This window comes from Corynebacterium sp. MSK039 (assembly GCF_030232315.1).
In the GTDB taxonomy this organism is placed as follows: domain Bacteria; phylum Actinomycetota; class Actinomycetes; order Mycobacteriales; family Mycobacteriaceae; genus Corynebacterium.
Genome location: NZ_JASPJL010000019.1, coordinates 1 through 15,833, shown reverse-complemented (window position 1 = coordinate 15,833; position 15,833 = coordinate 1). Strand labels below are relative to the sequence as shown.

The following is a 15,833-nucleotide window of genomic DNA, read 5'->3' as shown; positions in this document are numbered from 1 at the left end:
GGAAACTACAGGGCAGGCAAGCCATACCGGGACCAGCGACTATCCCCATTATCGGGGACACTCACAAGGTAACGGGGTGGAGCAGAGTATCGAGAAGGGGATCAATGCCTACTTGGTTGATGGCCCAAACGTGCTTGTCACCGCACGGCGCACACCGCTTTCCCCGGAACTCCAGCCAGCCCGGTTCGGAAGCATGGCTAATGACGGCGGCAACCTCATCGTGGAAGTCGACGAGTACGACACGGTTGCCGCTGACCCCGTAGCGGCAAAGTATCTGCGCCCGTTTAAAGGCTCGCGGGAGTTGGTGCGCGGTCTTGACCGCTGGTGCTTGTGGCTGGCCGATGGCTTCGACGCAGCTGACCTAGAGAAATCGACAGTGCTGCGGGAACGCATTAGTACGGTGCGGGACGTGCGCGCCGCGTCGAAGCGGCAGGCCACCGCGGATCTTGCCAGAACCCCGCACCTGTTCGGAGAAATTCGCCAGCCAGAAAATGACTACCTCTGTGTACCCTCCGTAGTAAGTGAGTTACGACCCTATTTCACTGCGTCACAATTAGGCGCAGAAACAATTGCGAGCAACCTAGCGTTTACTGTCGATGATCCCTCGGGGCTTTCATTCGCTCTTGTATCTTCCTCCATGTTCCTCACCTGGCAACGAACAGTCGGGGGACGGTTGAAGTCCGACCTCCGTTTTTCCAACACCCTCGTTTGGAACACGTTCCCGGTCCCGGAGGAGAGTGTCCGATTGTTTGTGTGCGGGGTTTTGGTTTATAAGTAGTCCGCGAATCGGTCGGGGTAAGCCACGGCTAGTTGGTTGATGGCTTGTTTCCACCCGGTGGCTTTCGCTCCTTCAATATAGCCGTTGCATTCGATGTCGCGTTTGGCTTTTTTCGCTCGCTGGGCAGCGCGCTTGTCCTCGATGTTGCAGATCATCAACCACAGCGTTTTCAGCGCCGCGGTGTCGTTCGGGAATTGCCCGCGGTTACGGGTAGCTTTACGCAGTTCAGCGTTGAGCGATTCGATCGAATTCGTGGTATAGAGCACCCGGCGGGCCGCTGGCGGAAACTGTAAAAACGGCACGAACCGGTCCCAGGCGTCGCGCCAGACTTTGACCGATTGCGGGTATTTACGGCCCAGTTCACTGGCTTCGAACGCGTCCAGGCTGGCACGGGCGGTGTCCTCGTTGGCGGCCGTGTAGACCTCACGTAGCGCACGGGAGACAGATTTGCGGTCCTGATGCGACACCCACCGGTTCGAAGCCCGAATCAGGTGCACAATGCAGGTTTGCACCATGGAATTCGGCCAGGTTGCCTCGACAGCTTCCGGCAAGCCTTTCAGCCCGTCGCAGCACACGATGAACACGTCCTGGACGCCACGGTTGGCCAGATCTGCGCAGACTGATGCCCAGAAGGCAGCGCCTTCATTATCGGCAATCCACAATCCCAGGATGTGCTTGATGCCGTCCATGTCGACACCAACCGCCATGTAGCAGGCCTTATTGACCACGCGGTGACCGTCACGGATTTTCACGCGTAGCGCGTCGAGGAAGATCACCGGGTAAAACTCGTCGAGCTGGCGGTTTTGCCAGATCATGACCTCGTCTAACACCGCATCGGTAATGGTGCTGATCGTATCCGGGCTCATATCCACCCCGAGCGTGGTCGCGAGGTGATGCTGAATATCGCGCACTGTCATCCCACCGGCGTATAGCGAGACGATCATGTCGTCGAGCTCTGTGAGCCGACGTGCGCCCTTGGGCACCATCTTCGGAGTAAACGTGCCGGCACGATCCCTGGGCACGGTCACTTCCACCGCGCCGTAGCCAGAATTGACGGTCTTGGTGTACGACCCGTTGCGGTGATTGCCGCCGTGCACGGGTTCAACCTGGGCTTTGGACTTGCGGTCGGAGTGGCTATAGCCCAAATGCGCATCCATCTCCGCCTGCAGACCAGCGTTGATTGATGCCTGCAGCAGGCCTTTGACCAGCTCGCTTGCATCATCAGCGGAGGTCGACAGCTCGCTGATCAGGCTAGCCAGCTCAGGATTTTCCATCAGCTTCTCGCTGATCTCGTTGACCCTCGCCGGGTCATGGCCTTTCTTCGGTGACACCGTAGTCATTATCGGTGAAACTCCCTCTCAATCAGAGCCTCACACACAAACTTCCTGACACCCTCTCCCGGAGCTCGACGAGAAGGCTCGGCAGCGGATCATCGACGCGGGGAAGAAGGTGCTGGACGCGCGAGCATTGCACCCTGAGAGTTCACTGGCGGAGCACTATAACCCGTTGGCGATGGCGCCCGAGCTGCTCAAGGCCCACGATGACCTTGACCGTGAGGTCGATAAAGCCTTCGGCGCACCACGGAAGCTCACGACGGAACGCCAGCGCCAGGAGCTCCTATTCGCGAACTATGTCGTGTTGACAGAGGGGGCGTAGCTGGAGGTATGTGTTCGGTCTTCGCGCCGAGATTGGATAGGTGAGGAAGCATGGTTTGAGGCGGTGATCGATGGCAGATATGCGCAGACTGAACAGGGAAAACCCGAACTTTTCGCGAGAGCGTCTTTTTCGGGCATACACTGCCATTATGCTCCTTAATATCCCCCATAAAATTCAGTAACCCCGGCGATATGCGTCTAAAACGCAGGGATCTCTCCGGGGCTTTCATACACAACCGTAGCATTTGTTCCCATGGATTCCAACAACAATCTAACGAGCGATCTCGACAAGTGGTTCTCGCCTGCGCGGATGAGCACCTATGCCCACCACCCGGACCCTGAAGCTCTCTATCTCTGGAATACTCATGTCACCAAGGCTTTCCTGGAGGACCTCCAGCATGTCGAGGTGCTGCTACGAAACTGCGTAGACACCGCAGTCGCTCCGCGCTACGGGGCCAGGTGGTACACCAACCCGGCCATCCCGTTCGTAACACCGGCCAAGAGGGCCATCAGGAAAGCAGAACAACGTGCACGTACACGAAGAGAACCAACCCCACCGCCGGGGCGGGTCATCGCCGAACTCAGCTTCGATTTTTGGGCCTACCTGTTCACCAAGACCTACGCCTCGACCCTCTGGCCGCTGGTTCGTAAAGCTTTGATCGGCACACCGACACCTATCACTGACGGAAGCAAGCCTGGTGTCTTCGTCCCCAATCTCAACGAATTCAGATGTGAAGTCGATGTGGTCTACAAACTGCGTAATCGGTGTGCCCATCATGAGCCGATCATCAGACAGAACCGGCAGGACGAAAACGAAGATTTCGATCGAGCACAGCTAGCCATAGAGAAGTTGTCTACCTGGATTGACCCCTCTGCGGCGCAATGGATAGCCACCAACTCCAGACTCCCCGAATTACGGACTAGCAGGCCGTAGCTCAAGGTATGGGTTCACCATCGCGGGGAATGAGGCTGTGTTCGTAGGTTTGTGTCTGAACCCTGGTCCGACTCTGTCAGACCATGTGCAGGGCGCAGACCCGGAGGCCCGCGCCCAGAGAGCCTCGAATCCTTAAGGCAGGGACTCGACGAATTCCGGCAGCCAGCCGGTGATCATGCGGCCGGTGAGGAACGGGGTCTCCTCGGAGACGTACTTGCGGGCCTCGGTGTAACGCATCGTGCGCATCAGGTCCACGACCTCACCGCCCGCGGCGTCGGAGTAAAAGTCCTCACCGGGCAGGGTGCGGCGGTCGACACCACCACCGCCCAGGGCAAATTGGTGTTCGGGATCTTCGCCGCACTGGCCGAATTTGAGGGGGAGTTGATCTCCGAGCGGACGAAGGCCGGCCTGGAATTCGCCCGGGCCCGCGGGCGCAAGGGGGGTCGGCCGTTTAGGATGACCCCGGCGAAGGTGCGCCTTGCCAGGGCCTCGATGGGCCAACCCGAGACCAACGTTGCAGCCTTGTGCAAGGAACTCGGGGTCACCCGCCAGACCCTCTACCGGCAGGTCTCTCCCACTGGGGAGCTGCGCAAGGATGGGCAAAAACTGCTTGCTGGCAGCTAAAGCTCTGCTCTCATGCGAGGGCACTGCGGTATTTCCGAGGTCGCTCCGAGCGATATCAGCGGATAAAACCATAGACAAACCGGAAACTACCCCCAATGTTGGGCGCTAAAGGGACATTTCCACTTTATCGATGGAGGAAATTCGCAAGCCATGTCACGATAAGCGAGGTGGCTTTCACGTTCGTTTCCCTCGCCCATTAAGGGGTAGATCCCAGCCATCTAGGCACATTGCCTGGCTTGAGTTTCGGAACATCTAACAGGACGGTTCGGAATATGTTTAAGAAAACGTTAGTTGCCTGCACTACTGCACTTGTGGCTATGTTCTCGTTTTCCCCGGCCACATTTGCTAATGAATCGCTCGGTATGGATCTAGTGGCGGTGAAATGCAACGTTCATAAGATATGGTCCGTTCCTTCGCCGCACAACTATGATGGAGCGACGGTAGTTGTTCATGGGTATGGGGAGCTTTCTGCCAAGAGCCGCGCAGGTGAGTTTGTGCCCGCCGGTCATTATTACCGACACTGTAAGGCGTGGCCCGCTTCTAAATATCCCACAGAGGACATTTTCATGGCTGCAAGGTAGTTTGCACCTTATGGGACATAAAGCTGTTTTTCTTACCTATTTCGTCGTAGAGTCGGAAAAAATATCCAGCGCATATGAGAACTTCGCAGAGCGAGTGATGAGGATGAAGTCTCTCACGGGAGTGGAGATATTTTCATCCTCAAAGCAGCCTGCACCGCACGAAAACGAGAGCTTACGGGAGGTGCTCCTATCCCAGTACGAGGTGGAACACGAAGGAAACAGGAACGATAGCCAACGCTTGTGGTTATTAGTGACAGTGGTAGAAGTCGATGATATTGCAATGCTTGAAGAGGTGTCCGAGCTCTTACTAATGGATGACTCTGATGTGCTCGTGGATCAATACCCAAGTTTTGTCACCTACATTGAGCAAGTGGATTCTAACCCTCATTTCTCACAGGGCATCTAGCTAGGAAGAAAAACCTGCCGGTTTCGCCCGAGGCGTTGGGAACCCCACGGGCAGAACCTGTGCAGACGACTTCTGAAACTGAGACTGTCCCATTAGGGTATGCCAAATGAGACACTTTCGAGTTACAGGAAAAGCTGTTGCTCTAGGGCTGGATTATGGCCAAAGGGACGGGTCTGTCGCTACCGCTCGAGCTAAATGAACACGAGCACGTTGTCACGGCTTCGTAGAGTTCGTTTCGCGAGCGCATCTAGCATAAAGCTCGGTTAGAACATACCGATCTAAGGAACAAGACTAGGTTTATTAACCCGGCTGCTAAGCATGGATAATCAGTATCGTTACTGAGCAGTGTTCCCGGTGTAATCGCTAAGAGTATTAGGCACTCGGGGTATCGCGTTCGTCAGGAAGAAAGAATGACGTAACGAGCGCGATGGTTTGGAAACCTATAAAGAAGAATATTGCCCACGCTCCATTCTTCAGTCCTTCATCGAAGATGAGGGGAAGTACGGCTAAAGCGAGTGTAGCCACGATGGATGCTCTCAAAAAGTTCTTCGGCGAGATGCGCTTACTACCGCGGCTAAACCTGACAAGGGCATAGTTGATTGCTATGAGCACAAAAGAAAAAATGACTCCGAGCACAATCCCAGGAAAAGCTGTCATTGTTGTCCAACCTCAAACTTCAATCTAAGCCCTGCTGCGTCCACTAACGCCGGTTATGGATTTCTAGAAACACCAACGCCCCCAGGCCTCCAACGTGGAAGGTTCGGGGGCGTTGGCTCGCGCAGACCCGCAGGCCCGCGCCCAGAGAGCCTCGAATCCTTAAGGCAGGGACTCGACGAATTCCGGCAGCCAGCCGGTGATCATGCGGCCGGTGAGGAACGGGGTCTCCTCGGAGACGTACTTGCGGGCCTCGGTGTAACGCATCGTGCGCATCAGGTCCACGACCTCAGCGACATCCGGCGCCTCGAAGGCGAGCATCCACTCGTAATCGCCCAGGCCGAAGGACGGGATGGTGTTCGCGCGAACACGGTTGTACTTGCGGGCCTCCACACCGTGGTCGACCAGCATCTTGCGGCGCGGGGCGTCGTCCATGAGGTACCACTCCGGGGTGCGGACGAAGGGGTAGAGGCAGATCCACTCCTTCGGCTCCGGGTCCACCATGAAGTCTGGGACGTGGGACTTGTTGAACTCCGCCGGGCGGTGCAGTGCAGCGTTCGTGCGATAAGGGACAGCCACCTTACCCAGCAGCGTCTCGCGGCGGAAGGCGCGGTAGAAGGCCTGCAGCTCCTCCAGCTTCTCGCCGTGGATCCAGAACATGATGTCCGCCTCCGGGCGCATGCCGGTGAGGTCATACACGCCACGCACGGTCACGCTGGAATCCTTGTAGGAATCCAGGAACTTCTGGAAGTCCTCAGCAACCGCCGCGCGATCCTCGCCGAGCACGCCGGCCTTGATCTCAAACGCCGACCACATGGCGTACTGGATCGTGTTGTTCAGCTTCTCGAAATCGATCTTCTTCGACATATCCGAGGCTGCCACCTTTCTCATCGTCACTTAATCCGCAGGTCATTCTACCTGCACGAACTGCCGAGAACCACGATGGCAGCCTGTGCAACAGCTGGAGAACAACTGCCGTCAGGCTGCCACCGTGGCCCATCACGCGCGCCGGGGTGACCCCGGCCACAGTCAGTGTTTAGGCGTTCACCTGCTTGGCCTGCGCCTGCACCGTGTTGATGCGCGCACCCAGGCGCACCATCAGCAGCACCAGGGATACGGCCAGCAGGATGTGGCCGATACCCGCCATGCCGGAAATGCCAGCATCCATGCCCTTGCTCAGCTCCGGGGTCTGCTCCAGCGGGCTGCCGGCCAGGACCTGCAGCCAGCCGCGGACCGTCATCATCACCAGGGTGATCACCAGGCCGATGTTGTAGAGGTAGAAGAACCACGTGAACTGCTTCGACCCAGCCAGGGTGTAGAGCTTATCCAGGGCCAGGACCACCAGCGGGACGATGAACCCCAGCACCAGCAGGTGCGTGTGCAGCGTGCTCAGCTGCGTGGCGTTATCGACCGGGAATTCCTTGAACTTGGTGACCTCCCGGTAGAACACACCGCTGAGCATGCCGATCACGAGGTAAATGAAAGCGGTGGTAAACAGGGTCTTCTGCGCGTTCTTCATTGCGCTCATCCTTCTCTTTTCTGGTTTCTTGTTCTTCTTGTGGTGTCGTCTTTTAGTTTTGGACGTCGCCCCGGCTGGACTTGGAGACCATGAAGGCCGCCAGGAAGCCGATGACCAAGGCCACGATCGCGGAGACCAAGGCCCAGCGTGTGCCGCTGGCAAAGGCCGCAACCACCGGGTCCAGCACCTGCCCCGGCACGCCCTGGCCACGCATGGCAGGGATCGCGGAGCCCGCCGAGGAGCGGGCCGCATTCGCCAGCTGGGCAGTGGTGCCGGTCAGGTCCCGGGAGTTGAACGCCATCCCGGCAGACAGCATCGCGCCCGCCATCGCCGCGCCCAGCGCCGAGCCGAGCTGGCGGACCGTGGACTGGGTGGCTGAGCCCTGGCCGGACTGCTCCACCGGAACGTCCTTCAGCACCAGGCTCGTGAGCTGGGCCGATGCCAGACCCAGGCCCACCCCGTAGATCACGAGGGCTACCACGATCAGCCACAGTGGGCGGTCCGGTGCCTGCTCCGCGGTCAGCTGCAGAACGCCGAAGACCTCCAGGCCCAGGCCCAGCAGCACGGTGCCGCTCGCGCCGATCCACGCCGCGAGGTGCCGGGCCAGCGCCCCGCTGAGGAACGCGCCCGCCGCCATCGCCGCGAGCACCAGGCCCGTCGCGATCGTGGACAGCCCCAGCGCGTTAATCAGGTACAGCGGTAGCACGAAGACCAGGGCGAACTCGCCCACAGCCACCATCAGCGCGGTGATATTGCCCCACGTGAAGGTCGGCACCTGGAACAGGCCAACATCCAACAGGACCGCGTCCTGCGCCTTGCGGCGGCGATTCTCCAGAACCACGAAGGCAGCCACCGCCACCGCGCCGACGATCCCGGCCAGCCCCGGCCACGGCCACCAGCCCATCTTCGGACCCTGAATGATCGCGAAGACCAGCAGACCGAAACCGATCGCGGACAGCAGGAAGCCGGCGACGTCGTGCCCCGCATCCGACCGGCCCTTCGTATTCGGCACCAGCTTCAACGCCAACACGAAAAGCAGCACGCCGATCGGTACGTTGACCCAGAAGATCCACCGCCAACCCGCGTACTCAGTCAGCAGGCCACCAGCCAGCGGGCCCACCGCCGCGGCACCGGCCATGACCGCACCCCACACGCCGAAGGCCGCCGCCCGGTCGTCCCCCTGGAACAGGGAGTTCACGCTGGACAGGGTGGAGGGCAGAATCGCCGCGCCACCGATGCCCTGGACCACGCGGGCCACAATCAGCACCCCGGCCGACCCCGCCAGACCGGCGAGCACCGAACCGAGAACGAACAGCGCCACACCGGCCAGGAACAACGTCCTCCGCCCCTTGGCGTCCCCCAACTTGCCCGCGGTGAGCAGCAGGGCGGCGAAAACCACCGAATACAGGCTGGTCACCCACTGGGCACCCGCCAGATCCAGGTCCAGGGCCCCGATGATCGCCGGCATGGACACCCCGACGATCGTCCCGTCCAGCACGATCAGCGCCAGACCACACGCCAAAACCCCCAGCGCAGCCCACTTATTCGGAGCATGCGATTGCGCCGAACCAGCTGCCGCCGGTGCGCTCTGCGTGCTTACTGCTCCACGGTTGTCCCTCATACTTCCTCAGCCTATGGACCGCCCCCGGCGAGCACATCAGCCGAAAGGTTGAACTTTCAATCAGCCGAAATACAAAACCGGTGCCGGTTGCGAATAAGAAACTCGCTACTCTGGGAAATATGAATCTCCCACTAGACAACGTTGACCCCAAGGGACTCGTCGAATATTCCGTCGTGTTCTCCGACCGCTCCCTGAACCACATGTCCGCGAAGTTCGTGGACGCCATGCAGGACATGCTCGGCATCCTGCGCGGCACCTACAACGCCCACTCCGCGGCCATCGTCCCAGGTGGCGGCTCCTTCGCCATGGAATCCGTCGCCCGCCAGTTCGCGAACGATGCCAAGACCCTCGTGCTGCGCAACGGCTTCTTCAGCTACCGCTGGACCCAGATCATCGAAACCGGCAAGATCACCGACCAGCACAAGGTCCTCAAGGCCAAGCAGGTCTCCACCGAGGCCGGCGCGCCCACCTTCGAGCCGATGGATATTAAGGACGCCACCGCCGCCATCGCCGAATACGAGCCAGACGTGGTCTTTGCTCCCCACGTGGAGACCGCCTCCGGCATCCTCATCAACGAGGACTACATCACGCAGCTCGCCGAGGCGACGCACAAGGTCGGCGGCGTCTTCGTCCTTGACTGCGTGGCCAGCGGCACCCTGTGGGTGGACATGAAGAAGACGGGCGTGGACGTCCTGATCTCCGCGCCGCAGAAGGGCTGGTCCGGTAGCCCGGCAGCCGGCTACGTCCTGTTCAGCGAAAACGGCCGCAAGGCGATGGAAAACACCCAGACCAGCAGCTTCGCGATGGATCTGAAGAAGTGGACCGCCATCGCCGACGGCTACGTGGACGGCGGTGCGGGCTACCACGCCACCATGGCCACCGACACCCTGCTGCACAACCTGGAGCTCATGAAGGAAGCCCAGGAAGTCGGCATGGAGACCCTGCGCGCCAAGCAGGAAGAGCTGGGCGGCAAGGTCCGCGAGCTCTTCGCCGAGCGCGGCTACACCTCGGTCGCCGCGCCGGGCTGCGAGGCAGCATCCGTCGTCGTGGTCAACGCCAAGGACCCGAAGAAGAACTACGTCGCGGCCTTCAAGGAGGCCGGCCTGCAGATCGCGGGTGGGGTGCCGCTGATGATCGACGAGCCAGAGGACCTGGCCACCTTCCGCATTGGCCTGTTCGGCCTGGACAAGTGGGCGGACGTCGACGCTGCGGTGCAGCGCCTGGCCGACGCGCTGGATAAGATCGAGTAAGAGAGCAACGTTGCTGCCCGAAGGGGCCGTACCGCGCGCCGGCGCAGATGCACCGGTCGTGGGGCGCGAGGTGGCCGCGGCCACCACCCTTGGGCCTGGATGAACGTGGAGTAGACATGACGCACGCTGATCACAAGAGCGAGCACCCCGGCACCCCAGCGGAAATTCTGCAGCTCGTCGAGGACTGGGGGCAGTCCTTCAAGATCCTTTCGGATCCGACGCGCTTTCGCCTGCTGCTGACCCTGCACTACCAGGGCCCGGCCCAGATGACGATGACGGAGCTGGCTAACGAGTGCGAACTCCGGCCCGCCACCGCCTCCGCAGCGTTGCGCTACATGTCCAACGCCGGCATCCTCACCGTGGAACGCGACGGTCGGCAGATGCTGTACTCCCTGGTCGACGACCGGATCCACCAGCTGCTGCACTACGTGGGCGGCAATAAGGATATGCACCGCCACGACTAGGCGGTGCTGGGGGGTTTGCCCGCGCCGGGGGCGCGTGGCTGCTGCCGGGGTGATCTGGGCAGTGAGGGGGATCGGGAGCGCTATGCGCTTCCGGCGATCCGGGCGCCTAGCGCCTCCAGCAGGGCGCTGGCTTTGACCAGGATTTCCTGCCACTCCGCCTCGGGGTCGGAGTCCGCGACGATCGCCCCGCCCACCCCGAAGCTGGATTCGCGGCCATCGTCGATGAGCGTGCGGATCGTGATGGACAGATCCGCCTCCCCGGTGGGGGAGAGCCACCCAATCGCACCGGAGTACAACCCGCGCGCAGTACCCTCCAGCTCCTCGAGCAGCTCCATCGAGCGGACCTTCGGAGCACCCGTCATCGACCCGCCCGGGAAGCAGGCCGCGAGGCAATCCACGGCATCCGCTCCGGCGCCACCGTCCAGCTCGCCGGTGATCGTGCTGACCAGTTGGTGGACGTGGCTATAGGTCTCCACCGCGAACAGCTCCGGCACCCGCACGCTGCCCGGTCGGCAGATCTTCGCCAGGTCGTTGCGGAGCAGGTCGACGATCATGAGGTTCTCCGCCCGGTCCTTCTCGCTGTTCTGCAGTTCACGGCGGTGCCGTTCGTCCTCAGCGCCGGTGCTGCGGGGACGGGTGCCCTTGATGGGCTTGGCCTCGACAAAGAGCGGGCCGGGAGCGGTGCCGGTGGGCGTGCTCGTGGCTGCGTCTGGTGAGGCAGCAGGGGCTCGGCGGATACGCAAGAAGCGCTCTGGGGACGCCGAGAGCACGTGGAGCCCCTGGGTTCCGGCATCGGCTCCTGCCGAGCGCGCGCCGAGGCCGGGGAACTGCAGATAAGCGCCGTAGGGGACGGGGCTCGTGTTGCGCAACTGCTGGTACGCGCCCCACGGGTCGGCCAGCGCTGGGCCGCGGGCGGTCGTGGTCAGGCATAGCTCGTAGCTATCCCCGGCCGCGATGTGCTCCTGGCAGGCCAGCACATTGGCCAGATACTGCTCGTGGCCGTGGTCGAGCCGGTACTCGGTGGGTGCGCTGGCCACTCGGTTCGTCACGCTCGGCGCTGCGTGCGCGGTGGTCCTCGGGGCGTTGTCAGGGGCATTGGAATCCCCGGCGCCCGTGGGGAAAAGCTCCCGCAGACCAGTTCCGAAACGTTCCTCGAGCTGCCGGAACCACGCCTCGGCCGGGCTGGCGTCCGGCGTGGGGCTCGTGACGGGGGCGGGAGACGCGAGAGGCTCGTCCCCTGGTGCGCCGCCGGGCCCGCCCGATGCCCCCGTGGGTTCCAGGGCCAGTGCGATCACCGCGCCATCGTGCGGGGAGAAGACCAGCCCCCGGTCCGCGAACAGAAGGGCGGCGTCCGGGTGACTGCGGTGGCGCAGAGGTGCGGCCCCGCCGTTCCCGGCACCGAGCTCAGCCACTGCCCCCTGCGCGGGTATAGCCGCATGCTTGGCGCCGAGCCTTGCCCCGCGCCGGGTGGCGCTGGCGAGCACGTCGGGGGAGAGGTTCTTCAACTCATAGCCGAAGGCGCCCACCCAGCCGAGCGCGAAACCCCCCGTGAGCTGCGCCGGAAAGTCCTCCGGCACGTGGATGCGCCGCAATTGCTCCCGTAACCCGCCGTAGAAGGCGGCAGCATCCCCGGCCCCCACATTCCCGGCTTCCGCACCCGCCGTGGCATCGGTGTCATCGGCACCGGTGGTAAACCCTGGGACGCGGTAGGCCGCCGCGAAACCGGGACCATCGGCCGCGCTGGCGTCGTCCCCAACCTCGGGAACAGGGCTGTGAACGGTGCCGTCAACAGCTCCGCGAACAGCCGCGCGGGAGGAAGAGAAAGCGAGAAAAGACCGCGCCGTATCGCCCTGGAACGCCGAACCGGAATCCAGAAAAACGGCATCCGCAGCCTCCCCGCCCTGGTGGCGGAGCGCGGCGAATGCCGTATTCGCGGCCCGGCGGAAAACCCCCTGGCACGCGGAAACGCCGCGACCAGCGGAAATCGGGAAGATCCGCCAGCGCAGCGTCAGAGATCCGGGTTGCACGCCCGCGGCGCCCGCATCAGGGGTGCTACCGGCAGCGTGGCTGACCCACGGGTAGTGCAAGTTATTCCTTAGAGGCGGTGGCGGCCGCCCTCGTCATCCTTGGAATCCTTCTTGGCGTTATCGGCCTTCTTCGGAGCAGCCGGTGCCTTCGGGGCAGCCGGAGCAGCCGGCGCGCCCGGAGCCTTCGGAGCCGCAGCCTTGGAACCGGAATCCTTCTTGGGCTCCTCATTCTTCTTCTGCTCAGCCTGAGCCTTCTTCTGCTCGGCCTTGGCCTTCTCCTCGCGAGCCTTAGCCTCAGCCTTGTCCTTCGCGTCGGAAGCCTGCTCCTTGACCTCCTCGGCCTTGTCCTCAGCCTTCGCCTTGGTTTCGGCAGCAGCGGCAGCGGCGGCGTCCTTGGCATCAGTAGCGGCGGCCTTCGCCTTCGCAGCAGCCTCCTCAGCCTTCGGCTTCGCGGCGGAACCCGTGGCCTTGCCGGAGAAATCGGAAGCCTTCGGGGCGGACTTCGCCGGAGCCTGCTTCTTCTCGCGCAGGGCAGCGACAGCCGCGCCAGCGGCAGCCAGCAGCAGGACCAGCAGGATGTTGCGGCCGAACTTGCCCTTGCCGTTGCGCTTGCGCTCCAGCTTGGCGGCCTTCTTCTGGGCCTTCTTGTTGATCTTGTCGATCTTCTTCTGGCCGCGCTTGCTCAGTGCCTTGGCGTTCTGCTCGGCAGCCTTGCGACGCTTCTTCGCGTCCTTCTTCGCCTGCTTATTAGCCTTCGCAGCATCCTTCTTGGTCTGCTTCAGCTGCTCAGCGCCCTGCTCCTGCAGGTTCGCGAACTGGGAACGAGCCTGGTTCAGGCCGTCCTGCACGCGGGACTCCAGCTGATCGCGGGTATCCTGCGCCTGCTTGCCAGCCTTCTGGGCCTTCTTCGCCGCACGCTTCTGAGCCTTCTTCAGACGCTTATTCGCGCTGCGGGTCTCCTGCTTGCGGGCCTTTGCGCCCTCCTTCTGGGCAGCCTCGCGAGCGGACTCCGCTGCGTGGGTTGCGCCCTCCCACAGCTCATCAGCAGCCGCGCGGGCACCGGCGCGACCAGCGGCGAAAGCGCCAGCCACGGAGCTGGCGAGCTCGCGCTGCTTCTTCTTATCGCCCAGGTCCTCGACGAGGTTGCGGGCGTCGCCAGCGACGTTCTGCAGGTTGGAACGCAGGTCCTTGCTGTTCTTCTTGGCAGCCTTGCGCGCCTTCTTGCTGTCCTTCTTCGCCTGCTTAGCCAGCTTCTTCTGCTTCTTCTTGCCGTCCTCGAACAGCTCCTCGGCGCGGTCGCCGAGCTGGTTGAACGCGTCGGTTGCGTTAGCCATGCCCTTCTCCTTCAATTCATTCTTTTCGTTATTTAGATCAGAGATACCCTGGCGCGTCCTGCTGCGCAGCGAATTGCGCTTGGCGGCCTTCCGAGCCTTCTTCGCGGACTCGGCCAGCGGGTTCTCAAACTGCGTAGCTGGGGAGTTTCCTTCCGCTAGCGCGGTGCTCTCCTCGTGGGCCGCGTGCAGCGCACGAGCCTTCGCAAGAGCCTCGGCTGCGCCGTCCTGCTTCCGCATCTCCTCCGCAACAGCACGGATGTGAGCAGGCGAATCAGCCAGCACTGCCTGCTGCTGCTCGTCCGTCAACGTCACATTTCGCTGATCGCGAAGCGCATCGAACTCCTCGAGCCGCCTACGCTGCGCACGGTTCTTCTGCGACTTCCGCAGCTGCTTGGCAATAGTGAGCGCCAGCTTGAGGGTATTGGGATTCATCTAGGAATCTCCTCTTGCGTTGAAATTTCACCAACAGTCCCATGATAGGCAAAGCCCACTTATCCTGCCGTGTAGTTTCCCCAAAACATGCTGCACCAGCCCTGATCACTAGCCCCGCCCCAGCTACGCTGCCGGCCCCAGGAGGACACCCGCGGAGCGCGGCCCCACGGCTTCCGCATCGGCCGCCCAGGAAGCCCAACCACCCCGCCCCAGCGACTGCTGATTGAAGTACACTGGGGCGCGTGACTAACAAGACTGAAACCGCAATTCTGCACACCAACTACGGCGACATCTCCATCGACCTCTTCGGCAACCACGCGCCGAAGACCGTCGAGAACTTCGTCGGCCTGGCCAACGGCACCAAGGAGTACTCCCAGCCGAACGCCCAGGGCAGCAACGAAGGCCCGTTCTACGACGGTGCGATCTTCCACCGCATCATCGACGGCTTCATGATCCAGGGCGGCGATCCGACCGGCACCGGCCGCGGCGGCCCGGGTTACCAGTTCGAGGACGAGTTCCACCCGGAGCTGCAGTTCGACCGCCCATTCCTGCTGGCTATGGCCAACGCAGGCCCGGGCACCAACGGCTCCCAGTTCTTCATCACGGTGACGGCCACCCCGCACCTGAACAACCGCCACACCATCTTCGGTGAGGTCACCGACAAGGAGTCCCAGAAGGTCGTTGCGAAGATCTCCCGTGTGGCCACCGACCGCATGGATCGTCCGAACGACGACGTGGTGATCGAGTCTGTCGAGATCACTCAGTAAAACCCCTGTGATCGCGACCTTCATCGCGATCAACGTGACCGTCTATGCAGCCATGGCGCTGCAGGCGGTCTTTCACGTATTCCGGCAGGGTTTCTCCGGCCGCGGGGTCGTGTACGCGCTCGAAAGCCCGCTCAGCGACTCCCGAAACTTCGGTTGGGAACTACTCCTCTCCGCGGAGAAGATGGCGGAGCACGGGCAATGGTGGCGCGCAGCCACCGCCTCGATCGTGCACCTCGACGCCGCCCACATCGCCTTCAACATGCTGGCCATCTACTTCATCGGCCAGGCAGTGGAGCAGCGTTTCGGCCACCGCATCACGGCCGGCATGATCCTCGCCTCCGCAGGTGGCGGGGCACTCGCCTGCCTCACCCTGCAACCAGAAGCCACCATGGGCGGGGCCTCAACCGTCGGCTACGGACTGCTCGCCATGCTGCTCGGCATGAAGCTCGCGGAGCGGGAACAGATGGCCTCGGCCATCGTCATGGTGCTCATCTACTTCGCGTGGACGATCTACACCCCCGGCGTTTCGCTCTGGGGCCACGTGGGCGGCTTCCTCGGCGGTAGCACCACCTATTTCGTCGTCCGTGGGTTGCTCGGGCCAACCACAGGTCCCGTCCCAGATCCTATCTCTGCGCCCACACAGGTCCGTCGGGCCGAAACCGGCGCCCTTATCATCGGTGCGGTGGCGCTCATCGCGGCCGGCGCGGTTGGGGGTTAAGTAGCAGAAAGTGTGTCTGATTTTCAGCCTATCTGCTGGTCAGGCCGCATAAAACGGGCTTAAATAAGG

General features: G+C 62.1%; 15 protein-coding genes and 2 pseudogenes. 9 read left to right on the top strand and 8 right to left on the bottom strand.

Annotated elements, in window-relative coordinates:
- Nucleotides 1-778 (top strand): type IIL restriction-modification enzyme MmeI (locus QP997_RS09275; RefSeq protein ID WP_284846955.1); only part of this gene is annotated, 778 nt, incomplete at its 5' end.
- On the opposite strand, the gene QP997_RS09270 is transcribed toward QP997_RS09275, so the two are convergent.
- On the bottom strand, nt 769-2,118 hold the full coding sequence (locus tag QP997_RS09270) for an IS256 family transposase (protein ID WP_284846953.1): 1,350 nt from the start codon (nt 2,116-2,118) through the stop codon (nt 769-771). The two genes, QP997_RS09275 and QP997_RS09270, sit on opposite strands and share 10 nt — an antisense overlap.
- An 82-nt stretch (nt 2,119-2,200) precedes the next feature.
- On the opposite strand from QP997_RS09270, the pseudogene QP997_RS09900 reads away from it, so the two are divergent.
- Nucleotides 2,201-2,434, top strand: a pseudogene (locus QP997_RS09900) (type IIL restriction-modification enzyme MmeI); the annotation flags it as partial.
- 252 nt (nt 2,435-2,686) lie between these two features.
- Nucleotides 2,687-3,367, top strand: a complete 681-nt coding sequence (locus QP997_RS09260; RefSeq protein ID WP_012359303.1) for an Abi family protein — start codon at nt 2,687-2,689, stop codon at nt 3,365-3,367.
- A 132-nt stretch (nt 3,368-3,499) separates the two neighbouring features.
- Here QP997_RS09260 and QP997_RS09255 read toward each other — a convergent pair whose 3' ends face one another.
- Nucleotides 3,500-3,604: a hypothetical protein gene (locus QP997_RS09255; protein WP_502870453.1), complete on the bottom strand. Its 105-nt coding sequence runs from the start codon at nt 3,602-3,604 to the stop codon at nt 3,500-3,502.
- A gap of 6 nt (nt 3,605-3,610) precedes the next feature.
- Here QP997_RS09255 and QP997_RS09250 point away from each other — a divergent pair.
- Together QP997_RS09250 and QP997_RS09245 are read left to right on the top strand one after the other, a co-directional pair.
- Nucleotides 3,611-3,991 (top strand): annotated as a pseudogene (locus tag QP997_RS09250) (recombinase family protein); the annotation flags it as partial.
- A gap of 591 nt (nt 3,992-4,582) precedes the next feature.
- Nucleotides 4,583-4,978 (top strand): hypothetical protein, encoded by a 396-nt coding sequence (locus QP997_RS09245; RefSeq protein WP_070758797.1) that lies wholly within the window; start codon nt 4,583-4,585, stop codon nt 4,976-4,978.
- Between the two features lie 372 nt (nt 4,979-5,350).
- Here the strand turns inward: QP997_RS09245 and QP997_RS09240 are convergent, their stop codons facing one another.
- The 4 genes from QP997_RS09240 to QP997_RS09225 form a co-directional block, all read right to left on the bottom strand.
- On the bottom strand, nt 5,351-5,635 hold the full coding sequence (locus QP997_RS09240; RefSeq protein ID WP_070758796.1) for a hypothetical protein: 285 nt from the start codon (nt 5,633-5,635) through the stop codon (nt 5,351-5,353).
- A 159-nt stretch (nt 5,636-5,794) separates the two neighbouring features.
- Nucleotides 5,795-6,499: a hydrogen peroxide-dependent heme synthase gene (gene hemQ, locus QP997_RS09235; RefSeq protein ID WP_284846951.1), complete on the bottom strand. Its 705-nt coding sequence runs from the start codon at nt 6,497-6,499 to the stop codon at nt 5,795-5,797.
- Between the two features lie 169 nt (nt 6,500-6,668).
- The gene (locus QP997_RS09230; protein WP_284846950.1) at nt 6,669-7,151 is read right to left on the bottom strand and encodes a DUF2871 domain-containing protein; all 483 of its coding nucleotides are present in this window, start codon (nt 7,149-7,151) and stop codon (nt 6,669-6,671) included.
- Nucleotides 7,152-7,203: 52 nt separating this feature from the next.
- Complete coding sequence (locus tag QP997_RS09225) at nt 7,204-8,772, bottom strand: DHA2 family efflux MFS transporter permease subunit (protein ID WP_284846948.1); 1,569 nt, start codon at nt 8,770-8,772, stop codon at nt 7,204-7,206.
- Nucleotides 8,773-8,891: 119 nt separating this feature from the next.
- On the opposite strand from QP997_RS09225, the gene QP997_RS09220 reads away from it, so the two are divergent.
- Together QP997_RS09220 and QP997_RS09215 are read left to right on the top strand one after the other, a co-directional pair.
- A complete protein-coding gene (locus QP997_RS09220) occupies nt 8,892-10,022 on the top strand; it encodes an aminotransferase class V-fold PLP-dependent enzyme (RefSeq protein ID WP_284846947.1) in 1,131 nt (376 codons plus the stop codon).
- Between the two features lie 116 nt (nt 10,023-10,138).
- Nucleotides 10,139-10,486: an ArsR/SmtB family transcription factor gene (locus QP997_RS09215; RefSeq protein WP_070761778.1), complete on the top strand. Its 348-nt coding sequence runs from the start codon at nt 10,139-10,141 to the stop codon at nt 10,484-10,486.
- Nucleotides 10,487-10,566: 80 nt separating this feature from the next.
- Here QP997_RS09215 and QP997_RS09210 read toward each other — a convergent pair whose 3' ends face one another.
- Nucleotides 10,567-12,573 (bottom strand): anthranilate synthase component I family protein, encoded by a 2,007-nt coding sequence (locus QP997_RS09210; protein ID WP_284846945.1) that lies wholly within the window; start codon nt 12,571-12,573, stop codon nt 10,567-10,569.
- 8 nt (nt 12,574-12,581) lie between these two features.
- On the bottom strand, nt 12,582-14,279 hold the full coding sequence (locus QP997_RS09205; protein WP_284846944.1) for a hypothetical protein: 1,698 nt from the start codon (nt 14,277-14,279) through the stop codon (nt 12,582-12,584).
- A gap of 242 nt (nt 14,280-14,521) precedes the next feature.
- On the opposite strand from QP997_RS09205, the gene QP997_RS09200 reads away from it, so the two are divergent.
- A complete protein-coding gene (locus QP997_RS09200) occupies nt 14,522-15,046 on the top strand; it encodes a peptidylprolyl isomerase (protein ID WP_012359316.1) in 525 nt (174 codons plus the stop codon).
- 7 nt (nt 15,047-15,053) lie between these two features.
- Complete coding sequence (locus QP997_RS09195; RefSeq protein ID WP_284846943.1) at nt 15,054-15,764, top strand: rhomboid family intramembrane serine protease; 711 nt, start codon at nt 15,054-15,056, stop codon at nt 15,762-15,764.
- Nucleotides 15,765-15,833: the final 69 nt, after the last annotated feature.